Genomic DNA, 15,787 nt, shown 5'->3' with positions numbered 1-15,787 from the left:
CTCCGCGCCGACCGCGTTGCTAGCGTGTCGGCGTCCGGCAGTGCAACGTCGGCGCACCTTCGCCGACGCATTCGCGATGCGGGCGGTGAAGGAAGGGGCGGCAGCGGTCGGGGTGGCGCGGCATCGGAGCAGCCGCGCCGTCCGGCACGAGCGGCGTCCGGACGACGGGCAGCGGATGGCCCGTCGACGAGCGACCGCACCGGTTTGCCGATCCGCCGGGGCGATCCATGTCCGGTCCCGCGGCGGGTGCCTGTTCGCGGTCTTCCTGAATCCTTCGGGCAAGGAAGAAACCTTTTTCGCGTCGGCCCGGGAGGCCGGCTCCGCCTGCGTGCGTCCGCGCGCCGGCGGACGGTTCCCGACGCCGATGTAAGTACGGCCACAAAGGCGATTCACATGACGATGAAGAAACCAACCAGGGGTATCGCTCTTCGCACCATGCTGTTCGCGGCGCTCGGCAGTCTTGCCGTGCTGCCCGGCGGCGTGCTTGCCGGGAGCGCAGGGGAGACCAGCCAGTTCGCCGCGGCGCCGGCGCCGTTCGCTGTCGAGCAGCACGAGGATCAGAAGATCCTCGCCAGCGACGGCACCGAATTGCAGCGTTTCGGCGAGTCGGTGGCGCTTTCCGGCGACACCGCGCTGGTCGGCACCAACGACACCCACACCGGCCGCAGCGCGGTCTACGTGTTCACGCGATCCAACGGCAGCTGGGTCGAGACGCAGAAGCTGTTCGCCGCGGACGGAGCGCCGGGCGACAACGCGCGCTTCGGCGCGTCGCTCGCCGTCGACGGCACGACCGCGGTGATCGGCGCGGACGGCGCGAAGGTCGGCAGCAAGCCGGAGCAGGGCGCCGCCTACGTGTTCCGCAAGAACGGCGCGAGCTGGGTGCAGGTCGCCAAGCTCGTTGCGGCCGACGGCCAGACGAACGACAACTTCGGCAATTCGGTCGCGCTGTCCGGCAACCAGGTGCTGGTCGGCGCGCACAAGGCGCACGTGAACGGAAACGCCCGCGGCGCCGCGTACCTGTTCGAGGGCTCCAACGACGTCTGGACCCAGACGCAGAAGATCAAGGGCGTCGACACGCGCGACAACGACGCGTTCGGCTACCGGGTCGGGTTCTCCGACACCGGCATCGTCGTCAGTGCCCAGCTCGGCGGCGCCGACTTCCCCGGCGCGCTGTACTTCTTCTGGAATAACGAGGGCACCTGGATCCAGAGGCAGAAGCTCGTCGGCGAGACCTACTCGATGTTCGGCTCGTCGCTGGCGGTACACGGAAACCGGCTCGTCGTCGGCGCGCCGGCGCTCGACGCCGAGGGCGTGGTCTACGTCTATGCCGAGCTCGACGGCTTCTGGAGCCGCACGCACACGATCCGCTCGCCCGAGGGCGAGGTGTTCGCGAACTTCGGCTATTCCCTCGGCATGACCGGCGACTCGTTCGTCGCCGGCGCCAACGCCGCGGCGGTGAACGGCCAGTCGTGGGCCGGCGCGGGCTACGTCTTCACCGAGTCGAACGGCGACTGGCGCTACGTGCAGAAGCTCGTCGCCAGCGACGCCGGCAGCAACGATTCGCTCGGCGCGAGCGCGGCGATCGACGGCACCACGGTGCTGCTCGCCTCGTCCTCGGCGAGTCCCGGCGGAAACTTCCTGCAGGGCATGGGCTATTTCTTCACCGCCGAGGCGGGAACCAACCAGCCGGCGGCGCAGGTCGCGCCGAGTCCGCTCGCGCTGACGCTGCAGCAGGGCGCTTCGCGCAGCGTGTCGCTGACGATCTCCAACGCCGGCAGCGCGGCCCTGGACTATGCCGTGGCCGAAGGCGGCTGCGCGCAGCCCGGCGACGTCGCCTGGCTGAGCCTCGGCGCCGCCTCCGGCAGCGCGATGCCCGGCCGTGCGGCGCAGGTGGAGGTGGTCGCCGACGCGGCGACGCTCGGAGTGGGAAGCCACGCAGGCACCCTGTGCGTCACCACCAACGATCCGCAGCAGGCGTCAATCGACGTTCCGGTCGACCTGACGGTGACCCCGCCGGCGGCGGAACCGCCGTCCATCGCCGCCCTTCCGACGGTACTGATTTTCTCCGTCTCGAGCGGCGCGTCGGAATCCGTCGCGCTGAACATCGCCAACCACGGCGGCAGCGATCTGGACTTCACCCTCGTCGAGAACGCCGCCAGGCTCGATCCGCCGAGCTACCAATCGTCCCGCGCGCGCAAGCAGAGCGGTGCTGCGGCGATCCGCACCGCGACGTTGAACCGGGCCACGGGCGCGTCGACGGCCGGCGGCAGCTCCGCCGTCCTGCTCGCCGACACGGCGATCTCGCAGATGACCGACAACCGCCCCGGCGACACCGGTCTTTCCTGCGGTGTGTTCGGCGAGAGCACGGCCGACAACAGCTGGTGGCGGCGCTTCTACTTCGGCGAGCACGAGCGCGTCGGCGCGCGCGCCGACGTCACCAGCGTGACGGTGTCCTCCGGCGGCATGGGCCCGGCCGGCGTGCCGGTCACGATCAATCTCTACACGATCGCCCACTCCACGCCGGTCGACACCATCCCGACCAGCGGCCTGACCCTGATCGGCAGCGCCACCACCACGATCGACAGCGGCCTGGTCTCGGTGAGGGTTCCGGTGTTCGGCTCGATCGACGACACGGTCGGCAAGGATCTCGTCGTCGAATACCACACCGACGGCGTCGGCAACTTCCAGGGGCAATTCTTCCCCGGCGCCAACGCGACGCCGGAGACGCATCCGACCTTCATGTCCTCGACCGAATGCGAGCTCGACGAGCCGGTGACGGCGGCCAACCTCGGCGTGCCGGATTTCCACCTGACCATGATCGTCGACGTGCAGGACGCGGCGCCGCCGGAATGCCGCAATCCCAGCGAGATCTCCTGGCTCGAGCAGACGCCGGCCTCGGGTCGCGTGGCGCCGGGCAGCAGCACTCCCGTGACGATCACCGCGAACGCGACGGGTCTGGCCGCGGGTTCCTACTCGGCCAACGTCTGCATCGCCAGCAACGATCCCGTGCGGCCGGTGATCGCCGTGCCGGTGAGCCTGACCGTCGCCCTCGGCGGCGGCGGCGCGCCGGTCGCGGTGCTGACGCCCGACGCGCTGTCGCTTTCCGTCGCCTCCGGCGCGAGCAGGTCGACGCCGCTCACGATCGGCAATCTCGGCGGCAGCGACCTGACCTACGCGATCTCCGAAACCGCCGCGCGCGCCAATCCGCCGAGCTACAAGAACGTGCGGCAGCCCAAATCCGCCGCCGCCTTCGCCGGCGCCAGGCTGTCGCAGGCGGAAGGTCCGAGCGAAGCGGGTCGACCGGTCTTCCTCGACGCGACGATGATCTCGCAGATGCAGGACAACAGTCCCGGCAGCGAAGGCGTGTCGTGCGGCGCACCGGGCGTCACGGCGGCCAACAGCTGGTGGCGGCGGTTCTACTTCAGCGAGCACGCGCAGGTCGGCGCGCGCGCGGACATCGCCAGCGTCACGGTGTCCTCCGGCGGCGCCGGTCCGAGCCCGCTGCCGATCACGATCAACCTGTACACGATTGCGCACTCGACACCGGTCGACACGATTCCGACCAGCGCGCTGGTGCTGATCGGCACCGCCAACGCCACCATCGAAAGCGGTCTCGTCTCGCTGACGGTTCCGATCACCGGCACGGTGGACGACACGGCGGGCAAGGACCTGGTGGTCGAGTACCACACGGACGGCCTGGACGACGGTAGCGGCCAGTTCTTCCCGGGCGCGAACGCGACCCCGGAGAACCATCCGACCTTCGTCTCGGCGGCGCAGTGCGACATCGCCGTGCCGACGCGCACCACGGCGATCGGCTATCCCAACTTCCATCTGACGATGGTCGTCGAGCTGGCCGACGAACCGGCTCCGGCCGACTGCCGCAATCCGATCGACGTGCCGTGGCTGTCGGCGCCGCAGCCATCCGGAACCCTGGTGCCGGGAGCGTTCGCCGATGTCGCCATCACCGCGAACGCGGCCGGTCTCGCCGAGGGCACGTACGCCGCGGACGTGTGCGTGGCGACCAACGATCCGACGCACGCGCTGGTCGCGGTGCCGGTCCGCCTGACCGTCACGCCGGCGGTCGTCGTCGACAGCCTGTTCTGCAGCGGATTCGAGTCCGGCGAGACCGGCGCCTGCGCCGCGCCGCCCGAGAACGAGAACATCGTGCGCAGCGGCCCGATCGACCATGCGATCGCGATCGACCGCGAGGGCACGTCGGTCGACTGGATCCGCGGGATCGTCGACGACGGCGAGCTTCCCGGCGCGCATTTCAACGCCTACGACAACGACGCGCAGATCGCGTTCTACTGGCTCGGCGGCGCGCCGGACATCGCCGGCGTCTCCAGCTCGGATTCGACGTCGGATTTCCTCGTGCTGCAATCCGGTGCGGTGATCGGCCCGGCGTCGACCTGGTCGACCGTGCACAACCCGGGGCCGGCGCGCTGGGCCGCCGACGTGGACGGGTATCTGGGCTTCCGCTTCAACTGCTCGAGCCTGACCGAGCCGCCGGCGAGCGGCATCTGCTACGGCTACGTGCACCTGCGCACGGGCGCGCCGCGCGGCTTCCCGGCCACGATCGTCGACTACGCCTACGACAAGAGCGGCGCCGCGATCACGATTCCCTGATCGCCGTTGCGGGTTCCGTCTCGCGCGTTTGCGCGGGCGATGAAAAAGGAAGGGAGCGCCGCGAGGCGCTCCCTTTTTTCATCGGATCGTTCTTTCACGGCAAGTGGAGGCGCGTCCGCCTCACGGCTTGCCTTCCACACGCGGCGCGCCGCGATCGTCGCGCGCTCCCGGCGCTGGCCGCGGCGGCAACGGTCCCGGTCCGCGCTGCGACATCCAGCGCGCGTAGGCGCGATAGCCGTCCTCGCCGAGCGCGGCGCGCAGTTTCTGTGCGCTCTGGTCCTCGATGCGTTCGCGCTCGGTGCGCTCGCGCTGGTCGATCGCCTCGCGCTCGCCGCGCAGGCGCGAACGCAGCGCGTCCTCCGCGTCGCGCCGCTCGCGCAGGATCTTGCGGATGTCGGCCTGCTGGGTCGCGCTGAGGTCATCGGCGGTGGCGAGCATTTCCGCCGAGGGAATGCCGGGGCCGGGGCCAGGATGCGGGCCGTCGGGGCCGTGCGGCATCGGTCCGGGCGGACAGCCCGGGCCGGCAGCCCACGCGGCGCCGGTAGCGACGAGGACGGCGAGGGCGAGTGCCGAAAGAGTCTTCTTTGTCATCACGACGCGTTCTCCGTTGGGGATCGTGACGCGCAGCGTGCGCCCGGACTGCGCAGCGGATGCGCAGAGATCGTGGAGAAATCGTGGAATCGTCGCCGCGGGCTTGCGCCGCCGCCCGGCGCCTTTATCGTAGCCGCATGCGCCTGCGGCTCTGGCACCGGTTGTTCCTCGCGTTCGCCGCGCTCAGCGTGCTGGCGCTGCTCGCCTTCGCGCTGTGGCAGCAGCGCGCGTTCCACGAAGGCTTCCTCGCCTATCTCGACCAGGTCGCCCTGGATCGATTGCAGTCGTCGACCGGACGGTTCGCAGCGGCCTATCGCGAGCACGGCGACTTCGCGTTCCTGCGCGGCGATCCGCGCCGTTTCGACGCGCTGCTCGACGGCCGCGACGACGCGCCGGTCGAACCGCCGCGGGAACCGCGGCCGCCGCCGTTCGACGACGGACGTCCGCCGCCGCCGCGCGGCGGGCCGCGCCCACCGCCGGGCGGTCCGCATCACCTCGCGCTGGTCGACGCCGACGATCGCTTCGTCGCCGGCGATCCGCGTGTCGACGCCGGGGCGCACGTGCTGCCGATCGAGGTCGACGGCCGTCGCGTCGGCGCCTTGCGCGTGCAGCCGCTGCCGCGGATCAGCGGCGCGCAGGATCTCGCGTTCGCGCAGGACCAGGCGCGCGGCGCACTGCTGGCCGTGCTGGTGGTGCTGGTCGGCGCGTTCGCCGCGGCATTCCTGCTGGCGCGCTGGCTGCTGGCTCCCGTGCGCGCGCTGGCCGAGGGCACGCATGCGCTGGCCGCCGGCGATTTCGCACGGCGCGTCGACGCGTCGCGCCGCGACGAACTCGGCGCGCTCGCGGCCGACTTCAACCGGCTCGCCGCGAGCCTTGAGCAGCACCGCGAGGCGCGCCGGCGCTGGGGTGCGGACATCGCGCACGAACTGCGCACGCCGCTCAGCATCCTGCGCGGCGAGGTGCAGGCGTTGCAGGACGGCGTGCGCGCGCCGAGCGAGCGCGCTTTCGCGTCGCTCGACGCCGAATGCGGACGCCTGGCGTCGCTGGTCGAGGACCTGTACCAGCTCGCGCTGGCCGACGCCGGTGCGCTCGAATACCGCTTCGAGCCGATGAACCTCGCCGCGTTGGTGCGCGACGTCGCCGAACCGCAGCGTGCGCTGTGCGAGGACGCGGGATTGCGGTTGGAACTGTCGGTCGCCCCGGTGCCGCCGCTGTCCGGCGACGCGCGCCGGCTGGCGCAGCTGCTGGACAACCTGCTCGCGAACGCGCGCCGCTACACCGATGCGCCGGGCACCGTCCGCGTCGCGTTGGCCGCCGGCGCGGACGGCCTGCTGCTGGCGGTCGAAGACAGCGCGCCGGGCGTCGCGCCGGAACATCTGCCGCGACTGTTCGAGCGGCTCTACCGCGTCGACCCCTCGCGGCGCCGCGCGGACGGCGGCGCGGGACTGGGCCTTGCGATCTGCCGCGCGATCGTCGAAGCGCACGGCGGCGGCATCACGGCGAGCCGCTCGACGCTCGGCGGCCTGCGCATCGAGGTTCGCCTGCCGTCGGCCGGAGGAAGGCCGGCATGAGCGCGCAGGTCCACGTGCTGATCGTCGAGGACGAGCCGAAGATCGCCGCGCTGCTCGGCGAGTACTTCGGCATCGCCGGCTGGCGCAGCAGCGTGCTCGACTCCGGCGCGCGCGTGGCCGGCTGGATTCGCGAATACGAACCCGACGCGGTCGTGCTCGACGTCCTGCTGCCGGTGCAGAACGGCTTCGACATCTGCCGCGAAGTGCGTGCGTTCTCGAACGTGCCGATCCTGATGCTGACCGCGCGCGTGGAGGAGATCGACCGCCTGCTCGGCCTCGAGCTCGGCGCCGACGACTACATCTGCAAGCCGTTCAGCCCGCGCGAGGTGGTCGCGCGCGTGCGCGCCGTGCTGCGTCGCACGGCCGCTCCCGCGCTGGGCGAAGCGGCACTGAGCGAAGCGGCGCCGCGCGCGCCGTCGATCGAGTTCGACGACGAGGCGTTCGAGGCGCGCTGCGAAGGACAAGGGCTCGGGCTCACGCGGGTCGAGTTCCGCCTGCTGCGCAAGCTGCTGGAACGGCCCGGCCGCGTACTGTCGCGCACGCAATTGCTCGATGCTCTGTACGAGGACTACCGCATCGTCAGCGACCGCACCGTCGACAGCCACGTGAAGAACCTGCGCCGCAAGCTGCAGGCCCACGGCGTCGACGGCGTCGCGTCGGTCTACGGCGTCGGCTACCGCTTCGAGATGCCGGTCGACGAGCAATGACCCGCACGACGCCGGCCGCGCTGCGCACGGGTGCAGCCGGCGGAGGGTCGCCGCTCAGGGGTCGAAGTCGTCGACGAAGATCAACTCCGAGGTCGTCGCGTCCACCGAAAGGCCGACTTCGAGGAAGGCCGCGTAGCCGTCGGTCGGGTTTCCGCTCGCCGCCGCGAGCTGGTGCACGCCGCCGTCGTCGCCGAAGACGTTGTCCGAAGTCAGCGTGATGCGGCCGAGGTTGCCGGCGCTGCCGGGATACCGGGCGGATTGCGCGTACACCTCGGTGCAGGCCGCCTCGGGCAGGGCGAGCTGCGAGACGCGCCCGGCGTTGCGGCCGCTGGTGGCGTCGGCGAGCGAAGCGAACACCTCGAAGTGGATGTGCGGCCAGCGACCCGGATAGCAGCCGGGAAAGACCGTCGTGAAGCTCACGCGGCCGCTGCCGTCGGTGGTCTGCACGCCGCGCAGGTAGTTCTGGCCGGTCACGCCCTGCGAGTACATCGAGTAGCGCCCCTGTGCGTCGCAGTGCCAGGCATACACCGCCAGTCCCTCGATCGGGCCGCAGTCGTCCAGCGTACTGAGGAACTGAAGCGCGAACGTCAGCGGCGCTCCCGCGGCGGTGGCCGGATTCGCCACGCCGACGCTGGAACGGATGTCGGAGCGGACGATGCCGCTCGCGGCGAGCGCGTTCGGGCCGTTGGTGCCGTCGCCGGGATAGGGTCCTTCGGTCTCCTGCGGAATCAGCGTGCAGGCGAGGGGACTGCGCGGCAGCACGGCGCACAGTCCGGCGCTGCCGAGCAGGGCGAGCACGCGGCGCCGCTCGCGCAGGACGCGCATCGTCTCGGCGAGGTTGGCGTCGGGATCGGCGAGGCGGGGCAGGTCGCGGATGGGGCGTGTCGTCTTCATCGTCTTCTCCTCCGGCAGGTCGCTGGATTGCGGAACGCGTGAGGCACGCTAGCGCGCGAATGTGCAGAACCGGTGCAGTCGCCTTCGTCGTCGCGGCTGGCGGCAATGCGCCGCGGCCCGCTGGCGTGCGGAAACGGGAATCCCCGGTCGAAGCCGCGGCGAAAGACATCGCCGGCGGGCGTTCGGATCGACGCGCCGGGGCTGGAAAGTTCGGGCGCGTCGCGGCGGCTTCCTACCCCGTACGAACTCCGTCGGCCGCTCTCCGAAGTCAAGCGAAAAATCCTGCATCCGCGGATTGATGTGAACGGGCGAATCGAATATCTTGTGTTGGTCGATGGTGTCCAACACAACATCTGGGCCGTCGTCGGAGCTGCAAGGCTCGGGCGACGAGGGAATCCGGTGCGAATCCGGGACTGCCCCGCAGCGGTGATCGGGAACGAACGACGCGAATCGCACTGAGCCTCGCGGCTTGGGAAGCAGCGTCCAGTAGGCGAGGCGACGAGCCTCGGGCCCGTAGTCCGAATACCGGCCACGACCGTCGTGCCGCAAGGCGCGGCGTTGGCTCGAAGGCCCTCGCGGGAAGGGCCGGCCGGAAGTCGCCGCGCATGCGTCCGTACGGGCGCGGCCCCGCTTTCGACCCGGTCGCCCCGCAGGTTCTCGTTTCGCTCGCGGGAGCGGAAGCCGGCGCATCGCGGGATGTCTCATTCCGTGCGTCGCCGTGCTCGTCTCCTCGCGGGTCCATTGCTCGTGAAGGAGAACGCCATGACCACGTCCGAACTCACTGCCGCGCCCCCCATCGCGCCTGCCACCGTGGCGAAGCCCGACCAGGGCGGCTTCCGTCTGACCGCGCCGCACGCCGGCCCGGTCGCCATGCAGGTGACCAAGCGCTCGGGCGCGCACGAACCGGTCGACCTGAACAAGATCGTGCGCGCCGTCGCGCGCTGCTGCGAAGGCCTGGCCGACGTCGACGCGATGCGCGTCGCGCTGAAGACGATCAGCGGCCTCTACGACGGTGCGACGACGCGCGAGCTCGACGAGCTGTCGATCCGCACCGCCGCCTCGTTCATCGCCGAGGAACCGGAATACTCCAAGGTCGCCGCGCGCCTGCTCGCCGGCTATATCGACAAGGAAGTGCAGGGCCTGGGCGTGCATTCGTTCTCGCAGTCGATCCGGCTCGGTTTCGAGGCCGGCCTGATCAACGAGCGCGTGCTGAATTTCGTCGAGGCGAACGCGCGCAAGTTCAACGACGCGGTCGACGCGCGCTACACGCTGCGCTTCGAGTACTTCGGGCTGCGCACGCTGTACGACCGCTACCTGCTCAAGCACCCGAGCAAGCGCCAGGTGATCGAGACGCCGCAGCATTTCTGGCTGCGCGTGGCCTGCGCGCTCAGCGAAACGGTGGCCGAGGCGATCGAGCTGTATCAGCAGTTCGGCGCGCTCGACTACGTGCCGAGTTCGCCGACGCTGTTCAACGCCGGCACGCGCCACGAGCAGCTGTCGAGCTGCTTCCTGCTCGACTCGCCGGAGGATTCGCTGGAGGCGATCTACGACAAGTACCGCGACGTCGCGCTGCTGTCGAAGTTCTCCGGCGGCATCGGTCTCGCCTGGCACCGCGTGCGCTCGGAAGGCTCGCTGATCCGTTCGACCAACGGCCTCAGCAACGGCATCGTGCCGTGGCTGAAGACGCTCGATTCCTCGGTCGCCGCGGTCAACCAGGGCGGCAAGCGCAAGGGCGCGGCCTGCGTCTACCTGGAGCCGTGGCACGCGGACATCGAAGCGTTCCTCGAGCTGCGCGAGAACACCGGCGACGACGCGCGCCGCACGCATCATCTGAACCTGGCGAACTGGGTGCCGGACCTGTTCATGCGCCGCGTCGACGAGAACGGCGCGTGGTCGCTGTTCGATCCGAACGACGTGCCCGAGCTGCCGGATCTGTGGGGCGCGGCGTTCGAGCAGGCCTACGTGCAGGCCGAGGCGCGCGGGCTGGCGCGCAAGACGCTGCAGGCGCGCGACCTGTACGCGCGCATGATGCGCACGCTGGCGCAGACCGGCAACGGCTGGATGACCTTCAAGGACGCCTGCAACCGCGCCTGCAACCAGACCGCGCGCGGCGAGAACGCGGTGCACCTGTCGAACCTGTGCACCGAGATCGTCGAGGTGACCAGCACCGGCGAGACGGCGGTATGCAATCTCGGCTCGATCAACCTGGCGCAGCACCACGACGGCGTCGCGTTCGATTTCGAAAAGCTCGCGCACACGGTGCAGGTGGCCGTGCGCCAGCTCGACCGCGTCATCGACCTCAACTTCTATCCGATCGCCACGGCGCGCGCGTCGAACCTGCGTTGGCGCCCGGTCGGTCTCGGCCTGATGGGCTTGCAGGATCTCTTCTTCGCGCTGCGCCTGCCGTTCGACAGCGCGGCGGCGCGCGAGCTGTCGGCGCGCATTTCCGAGGAGATCTACTACTGGGCGCTGCGCACTTCGCTCGAGCTCGCGCGCGAGAAGGGCGCGCACGCGGCGTTCGCGCAGACGCGTGCCGCGCAGGGCGAATTGCAGTTCGACGCCTGGAAAGTGACGCCGCGCGACGCCGAGCGCTGGAACGCCCTGCGCGAGGAGATCCAGGCGCACGGCCTGCGCAATTCGCTGCTGATCGCGATCGCGCCGACCGCGACGATCGCCTCGATCGCCGGCTGCTACGAGTGCATCGAGCCGCAGCTGTCGAACCTGTTCAAGCGCGAGACGCTGTCCGGCGACTTCCTGCAGGTCAACCGCTACCTGGTCGACGAGCTGAAGCGCCTCGGCCTGTGGATGGCGGAAATCCGCGACGCGATCAAGCTCGCCGAGGGGTCGGTGCAGTCGCTGCAGGAACTGCCGGGCGAACTGAAGGCGATCTACCGCACGGTGTGGGAGCTGCCGATGCGCTCGCTGATCGACATGGCGGCCGACCGCGGCGCCTTCATCGACCAGAGCCAGTCGCTGAACCTGTTCATCGAGAGCCCGAACATCGGCCAGCTGTCGAGCATGTACATGTACGCGTGGAAGCAGGGTCTGAAGACGACCTACTACCTGCGCTCGCGCCCGGCGACGCGGATCGCCAAGGCGACGGTCGACGCCGCCGCTCCGGCGAAGACGTACACGGACAGCGAGGCCGTCGTCTGCTCGCTGGAGAATCCGGAGATGTGCGAGGCGTGTCAGTGAGCGAGAAAGAGTGTGGAGGAGTAAGGAAGCAGTGGAGAGCTGCGCTTCACTCGTTACTCGCTCCTCGTCACACGTTTCTCGTCTTTCGCCGCAGCGCGGTCAGCATTCGACTGGTTTCCTCGATCTCCGCTCGCAAGAGAAATGTGGGCTCGACGTCGAACCAGCCCAGCTGTTCGCACAAGGTCAGCAGGGTTTCGGCTTCCGCCAGCGAGCCATGCGCTATGGACAGAAACTGCGCCTTCTCCCGTCGAGATTCACGCGTCCAACCTTCGGCGATATTGCACGGCACGGAGACCGCCGCTCGCGCCAGCTGGCTTCTGATTCCGAACATTTCTTCCCGCGGGAGGCGCGGCAGCAATCCGTAGATTCGCCGGACTGCTGCCATCGCCTTGCTCCAAACGATCGTTTCCCGGTAGTGCATTCATGACCTCCATTCCCGTTTCTCACTCCTCTCCACCGGTTCCCCATCTTCTCGACCCCGGCTTCGACCTGACCCTGCGGCCGATGCGCTATCCGCAGTTCTACGAGATGTACCGCGCCGCGATCAAGAACACCTGGTCGGTCGAGGAGATCGACTTCCAGATCGACCTTGGCCATCTCGCGCAGCGCATGACGCCCGCCGATCGCCACCTGATCGAGCGGCTGGTGGCGTTCTTCGCCACCGGCGATTCGATCGTCGCCAACAACCTCGTGCTGAACCTCTACAAGCACATCAACGCGCCGGAAGCGCGCATGTACCTGTCGCGCCAGCTGTTCGAGGAAGCGCTGCACGTGCAGTTCTACCTGACGCTGCTCGACAACTACATCCCGCAGCCGGAGCGGCGGGCGCAGGCGTTCGCGGCGGTCGAGAACATTCCCTCGATCCGCGCCAAGGCCGAGTTCTGCCAGCGCTGGATCGATTCGATCTACACGCTCGAGCGCATCTCCAGCGACGCCGAACGGCGCCGGTTCCTGCTCAACCTGACCTGCTTCGCTGCCTGCATCGAAGGCCTGTTCTTCTTCGGCGCGTTCGCCTATGTCTATTTCCTGCGTTCGCGCGGCCTGCTGCCGGGCCTCGCCGCCGGTACCGCATGGGTGTTCCGCGACGAATCGGCGCACATGGGCTTCGCCTTCGAGGTGATCCGCACCGTGCGGAGCGAGCAGCCGGAGCTGTTCGACGAGCAGTGGGCGGGCCAGGTCGGCACGATGATCGCCGAGGCGGTCGACTGCGAGACCGCGTTCGCCGAGGACGTGCTCGCCGGCGGCGTGGTCGGCATGTCGGTGAAGGAGATGCGCCAGTACCTCGAATACGTCGCCGACCGGCGCCTGGAGATGCTCGGCCTGCCGCGCCGCTACGGCGCGCGCAATCCGTTCCCGTTCATGGAATTGCAGGACGTGCAGGAGCTGACCAACTTCTTCGAGCGGCGCGTGTCGGCTTACCAGGTCGCGGTCGAGGGCGAGGTCGGCTTCGATCATGCGTTCTGAGGCGGCGGCGGAGAGCGGAGTCGAGGTCCGCTGCGTCGAGATCGTCTTCCCGGACCACTGCAATCATCTCGGCAGCCTGTTCGGCGGCCAGGCGCTGGCGTGGATGGACAAGGCGGCCTTCCTCGCCGCCAGCCGCTTCGCCGGGCGCACGGTCGTCACCGCGCGCTCGGATCGCATCGATTTCCGCGCGGCGGTCAAGCTCGGCGACATCGTCGAGCTGCGCGCGAACGTGGTCGGTGTCGGGCGCAGCTCGATGACCGTGCGCGTCTCGCTGCTGCGCGAGCCGACGCCCGGTGCGGAACGGCAGCTGGCGACCTCGGGCGAGTTCGTGATGGTGGCGGTCGACGAGCAGGGCCGGGCGGTGCCGGTGGGTCGCGCGCTCGACGCCGTGCGCTGAGGCCGGCGTCGAATCGCGCGCGGTGCGCGTTGCCGCGCGTGATCGGCGGAGTATGCTGCGCGTTTCGTATCGCACCTCCGGAATCGTCGTCATGTCGGCAAGCATCGCCTCTTCGGACCAGGCCCTGAACGCACAGGCGCAAGCCGTGGCCGAATGCCTGCTCGCGCGCGGCCAGACCCTGGTCGCGGCGGAATCGTGCACCGGCGGCTGGATCGCCAAGGTGCTGACCGACATCGCCGGCAGCTCGCAGTGGTTCGAGTGCGGCGTGGTCGCCTACAGCTACGAGGCGAAGGAAGCCCTGCTCGGCGTGCGGCCGCAGACGCTGGAGCGCACCGGCGCGGTCAGCCAGGAAACCGTGATCGAGATGGTCTCCGGCGCGCTCGCCCGCTACGGCGCCAGCGTGGCGGTCGCCGTCACCGGCGTGGCGGGGCCTTCCGGCGGCACGCCGGACAAGCCGGTCGGCACCGTCTGGATCGGCTGGAAGCGGCGCGGCGGCTACGCGCGCGCGGAGCTGTTCCATTTCGACGGCGACCGCGAAGCCGTGCGGCGCCGCACCGTCGCCGCGGCGCTCGACGGCGTGCGCCGAATTCTTACGAGCTGACGCGCGATTCGCACATCGACGCGGCGGAACGCTGTGGGATAATCGTCGCCACTGCCGGAGTCTTAGCCACTGAGACTTCGCCGCGGCAGGCTCGCCGCATGAACGACACCCACGAGGATTCCGCAATGGACGACAACAAGCGCAAGGCGCTCGCCTCCGCACTCAGCCAGATCGAAAAGCAGTTCGGCAAAGGCGCCGTCATGCGCATGGGCGACAAGACCGACGAGGCGATCGACGTCGTCTCCACCGGTTCGCTCGGGCTGGACATCGCACTCGGCGTCGGCGGCCTGCCGCGCGGCCGCGTGGTCGAGATCTACGGGCCGGAATCGTCCGGCAAGACCACGCTGACCTTGCAGGTCATCGCCAACTGCCAGCGCAACGGCGGCACCGCCGCCTTCGTCGACGCCGAACACGCGCTCGATCCGAGCTACGCCGAGAAGCTCGGCGTCAACGTCGACGATCTGCTGGTCTCGCAGCCGGACACCGGCGAGCAGGCGCTCGAGATCGCCGACATGCTGGTGCGCTCGAATGCTGTCGACGTGGTCGTGATCGACTCGGTCGCGGCGCTGACGCCGAAGGCGGAAATCGAAGGTGAGATGGGCGACTCGCACGTCGGCCTGCAGGCGCGCCTGATGAGCCAGGCGCTGCGCAAGCTGACCGCGAACATCAAGAAGTCCGGCACCCTGGTCATCTTCATCAACCAGATCCGCATGAAGATCGGCGTGATGTTCGGCAACCCGGAAACGACCACCGGCGGCAACGCGCTGAAGTTCTACGCCTCGGTGCGCCTGGACATCCGCCGCATCGGCTCGGTCAAGCGCGGCGAGGAAGTGATCGGTTCGGAAACGCGCGTCAAGGTGGTCAAGAACAAGGTCGCGCCGCCGTTCCGCCAGGCCGAGTTCGAGATCCTCTACGGCGAAGGCTCCTCGCGCGAAGGCGAGCTGATCGAGCTCGGCGTCAACCACAATCTGGTCGACAAGTCCGGCGCCTGGTACAGCTACAACGGCGATCGCATCGGTCAGGGCAAGGACAACACGCGCCTCTATCTGAAGGAACATCCGGAGATCGCCGCGGCGATCGACGCGCAGCTGCGCGCCAAGCTGCTGATCAAGGGCGGCGATTCGCCGTTGCCGGCGGTCGAGGTAGAAGAGGCGTGATCCGCCAGCGGAGAGCCCGATGTCGAAGCTGAAGTGGATGTTCGCCCAGGTGGTTCTTCTCGCCGCGATCGGCCTCGCGATGCCCGCCGGCGCGGCCGACGCGCCGGCCGCGGCTTCGGTCAGGCCGCTGGTCGGCGGCGTGTGGATTTCCGGCCAGATTTCGCCCGACCAGATCGAGGAATTGAAGGCGCAGGGCATCAAAGCCATCGTCGATCTGCGTCCGGACGGCGAGGCGCCGGAGCAGCCGCCGTCGAGCGCGGTCGACGCCGCCGCCCGCAGCGCGGGTCTGGCGTTCTCCTACGCTCCCGTCGCCGGCAGCGACATTCCCGCTGCCGCCGTCGATGCCGTCTCGCGGGCGATCGCGCGTCCCGACAATGCCGTGCTGCTGTATTGCAAGAGCGGCCGCCGCGCGGCGCGAACCTGGGCGCTGGCCGAAGCCTCGCGCTTCGGCGGGCTCGAAGCGGAAGCGATCGAGGCGGTGGTGACGTCGGCGGGCCAGTCCGTCGACGATCTCAAGGAGCAGATCGCCGCGCGCGTCGCGACGCGGCCGAAGCTGCCTTGACCCGCGGCTCGCCGCGGTTCCG

General features: G+C 69.6%; 12 protein-coding genes and 1 riboswitch. Of the genes, 9 read left to right on the top strand and 3 right to left on the bottom strand.

The features are described from left to right. The first annotated feature begins 399 nt into the window (after nucleotides 1-399). Nucleotides 400-4,626, top strand: a complete 4,227-nt coding sequence (locus J7520_RS10325; protein WP_291187637.1) for an FG-GAP repeat protein — start codon at nucleotides 400-402, stop codon at nucleotides 4,624-4,626. Between the two features lie 120 nt (nucleotides 4,627-4,746). Here the strand turns inward: J7520_RS10325 and J7520_RS10320 are convergent, their stop codons facing one another. Then, nucleotides 4,747-5,217, bottom strand: a complete 471-nt coding sequence (locus J7520_RS10320; RefSeq protein WP_291187635.1) for a periplasmic heavy metal sensor — start codon at nucleotides 5,215-5,217, stop codon at nucleotides 4,747-4,749. A 137-nt stretch (nucleotides 5,218-5,354) separates the two neighbouring features. Here J7520_RS10320 and J7520_RS10315 point away from each other — a divergent pair, with 137 nt between their 5' ends. Further along, on the top strand, nucleotides 5,355-6,788 hold the full coding sequence (locus tag J7520_RS10315) for an ATP-binding protein (RefSeq protein WP_291187633.1): 1,434 nt from the start codon (nucleotides 5,355-5,357) through the stop codon (nucleotides 6,786-6,788). Then, a complete protein-coding gene (locus tag J7520_RS10310; RefSeq protein ID WP_291187631.1) occupies nucleotides 6,785-7,495 on the top strand; it encodes a response regulator in 711 nt (236 codons plus the stop codon). Before J7520_RS10315 ends, J7520_RS10310 begins: the two co-directional genes overlap by 4 nt. A gap of 54 nt (nucleotides 7,496-7,549) precedes the next feature. Here J7520_RS10310 and J7520_RS10305 read toward each other — a convergent pair whose 3' ends face one another. Then, nucleotides 7,550-8,389 carry an intradiol ring-cleavage dioxygenase gene (locus tag J7520_RS10305; protein ID WP_291187629.1) on the bottom strand — a complete coding sequence of 280 codons (840 nt, stop codon included), beginning with the start codon at nucleotides 8,387-8,389 and terminating at the stop codon, nucleotides 7,550-7,552. A 318-nt stretch (nucleotides 8,390-8,707) separates the two neighbouring features. Beyond that, nucleotides 8,708-8,938, top strand: a riboswitch (cobalamin riboswitch). Nucleotides 8,939-9,151: 213 nt separating this feature from the next. Between J7520_RS10305 and J7520_RS10300 the strand changes: the two genes are divergently transcribed. Then, a complete protein-coding gene (locus tag J7520_RS10300) occupies nucleotides 9,152-11,584 on the top strand; it encodes a ribonucleoside-diphosphate reductase subunit alpha (RefSeq protein WP_291187627.1) in 2,433 nt (810 codons plus the stop codon). Nucleotides 11,585-11,651: 67 nt separating this feature from the next. Here J7520_RS10300 and J7520_RS10295 read toward each other — a convergent pair whose 3' ends face one another. Further along, entirely contained in the window at nucleotides 11,652-12,005 is a 354-nt protein-coding gene (locus tag J7520_RS10295; protein ID WP_291187626.1) for a four helix bundle protein, read from the bottom strand. 2 nt (nucleotides 12,006-12,007) lie between these two features. Between J7520_RS10295 and J7520_RS10290 the strand changes: the two genes are divergently transcribed. From J7520_RS10290 to J7520_RS10270, 5 genes are all read left to right on the top strand, one after another. After that, nucleotides 12,008-13,048 (top strand): ribonucleotide-diphosphate reductase subunit beta, encoded by a 1,041-nt coding sequence (locus J7520_RS10290; RefSeq protein ID WP_291187623.1) that lies wholly within the window; start codon nucleotides 12,008-12,010, stop codon nucleotides 13,046-13,048. After that, entirely contained in the window at nucleotides 13,038-13,445 is a 408-nt protein-coding gene (locus J7520_RS10285) for an acyl-CoA thioesterase (protein ID WP_291187621.1), read from the top strand. The genes J7520_RS10290 and J7520_RS10285 overlap by 11 nt, the downstream gene beginning before the upstream one ends. A 91-nt stretch (nucleotides 13,446-13,536) precedes the next feature. Continuing rightward, nucleotides 13,537-14,046 carry a CinA family protein gene (locus J7520_RS10280; RefSeq protein ID WP_291187619.1) on the top strand — a complete coding sequence of 170 codons (510 nt, stop codon included), beginning with the start codon at nucleotides 13,537-13,539 and terminating at the stop codon, nucleotides 14,044-14,046. Nucleotides 14,047-14,171: 125 nt separating this feature from the next. After that, entirely contained in the window at nucleotides 14,172-15,203 is a 1,032-nt protein-coding gene (gene recA / locus J7520_RS10275) for a recombinase RecA (RefSeq protein ID WP_291187814.1), read from the top strand. A gap of 19 nt (nucleotides 15,204-15,222) precedes the next feature. Continuing rightward, nucleotides 15,223-15,765, top strand: a complete 543-nt coding sequence (locus tag J7520_RS10270; protein ID WP_291187616.1) for a TIGR01244 family sulfur transferase — start codon at nucleotides 15,223-15,225, stop codon at nucleotides 15,763-15,765. Nucleotides 15,766-15,787: the final 22 nt, after the last annotated feature.

The organism is Dokdonella sp., from assembly GCF_017744955.1.
Lineage (GTDB): Bacteria > Pseudomonadota > Gammaproteobacteria > Xanthomonadales > Rhodanobacteraceae > Dokdonella_A.
This window is presented reverse-complemented; position numbering and strand designations above follow the sequence as displayed.

Coding starts and splice junctions, on each gene's coding strand:
- J7520_RS10325 (WP_291187637.1), top strand. CDS start 400: ATGAAGAAACCAACCAGGGGTATCGCTCTTCGCACCATGCTGTTCGCG.
- J7520_RS10305 (WP_291187629.1), bottom strand. CDS start 8,389: ATGAAGACGACACGCCCCATCCGCGACCTGCCCCGCCTCGCCGATCCC.
- J7520_RS10280 (WP_291187619.1), top strand. CDS start 13,537: ATGTCGGCAAGCATCGCCTCTTCGGACCAGGCCCTGAACGCACAGGCG.
- J7520_RS10310 (WP_291187631.1), top strand. CDS start 6,785: ATGAGCGCGCAGGTCCACGTGCTGATCGTCGAGGACGAGCCGAAGATC.
- J7520_RS10295 (WP_291187626.1), bottom strand. CDS start 12,005: ATGCACTACCGGGAAACGATCGTTTGGAGCAAGGCGATGGCAGCAGTC.
- J7520_RS10320 (WP_291187635.1), bottom strand. CDS start 5,217: ATGACAAAGAAGACTCTTTCGGCACTCGCCCTCGCCGTCCTCGTCGCT.
- J7520_RS10300 (WP_291187627.1), top strand. CDS start 9,152: ATGACCACGTCCGAACTCACTGCCGCGCCCCCCATCGCGCCTGCCACC.
- J7520_RS10270 (WP_291187616.1), top strand. CDS start 15,223: ATGTCGAAGCTGAAGTGGATGTTCGCCCAGGTGGTTCTTCTCGCCGCG.
- J7520_RS10290 (WP_291187623.1), top strand. CDS start 12,008: ATGACCTCCATTCCCGTTTCTCACTCCTCTCCACCGGTTCCCCATCTT.
- J7520_RS10315 (WP_291187633.1), top strand. CDS start 5,355: ATGCGCCTGCGGCTCTGGCACCGGTTGTTCCTCGCGTTCGCCGCGCTC.
- recA (WP_291187814.1), top strand. CDS start 14,172: ATGGACGACAACAAGCGCAAGGCGCTCGCCTCCGCACTCAGCCAGATC.
- J7520_RS10285 (WP_291187621.1), top strand. CDS start 13,038: ATGCGTTCTGAGGCGGCGGCGGAGAGCGGAGTCGAGGTCCGCTGCGTC.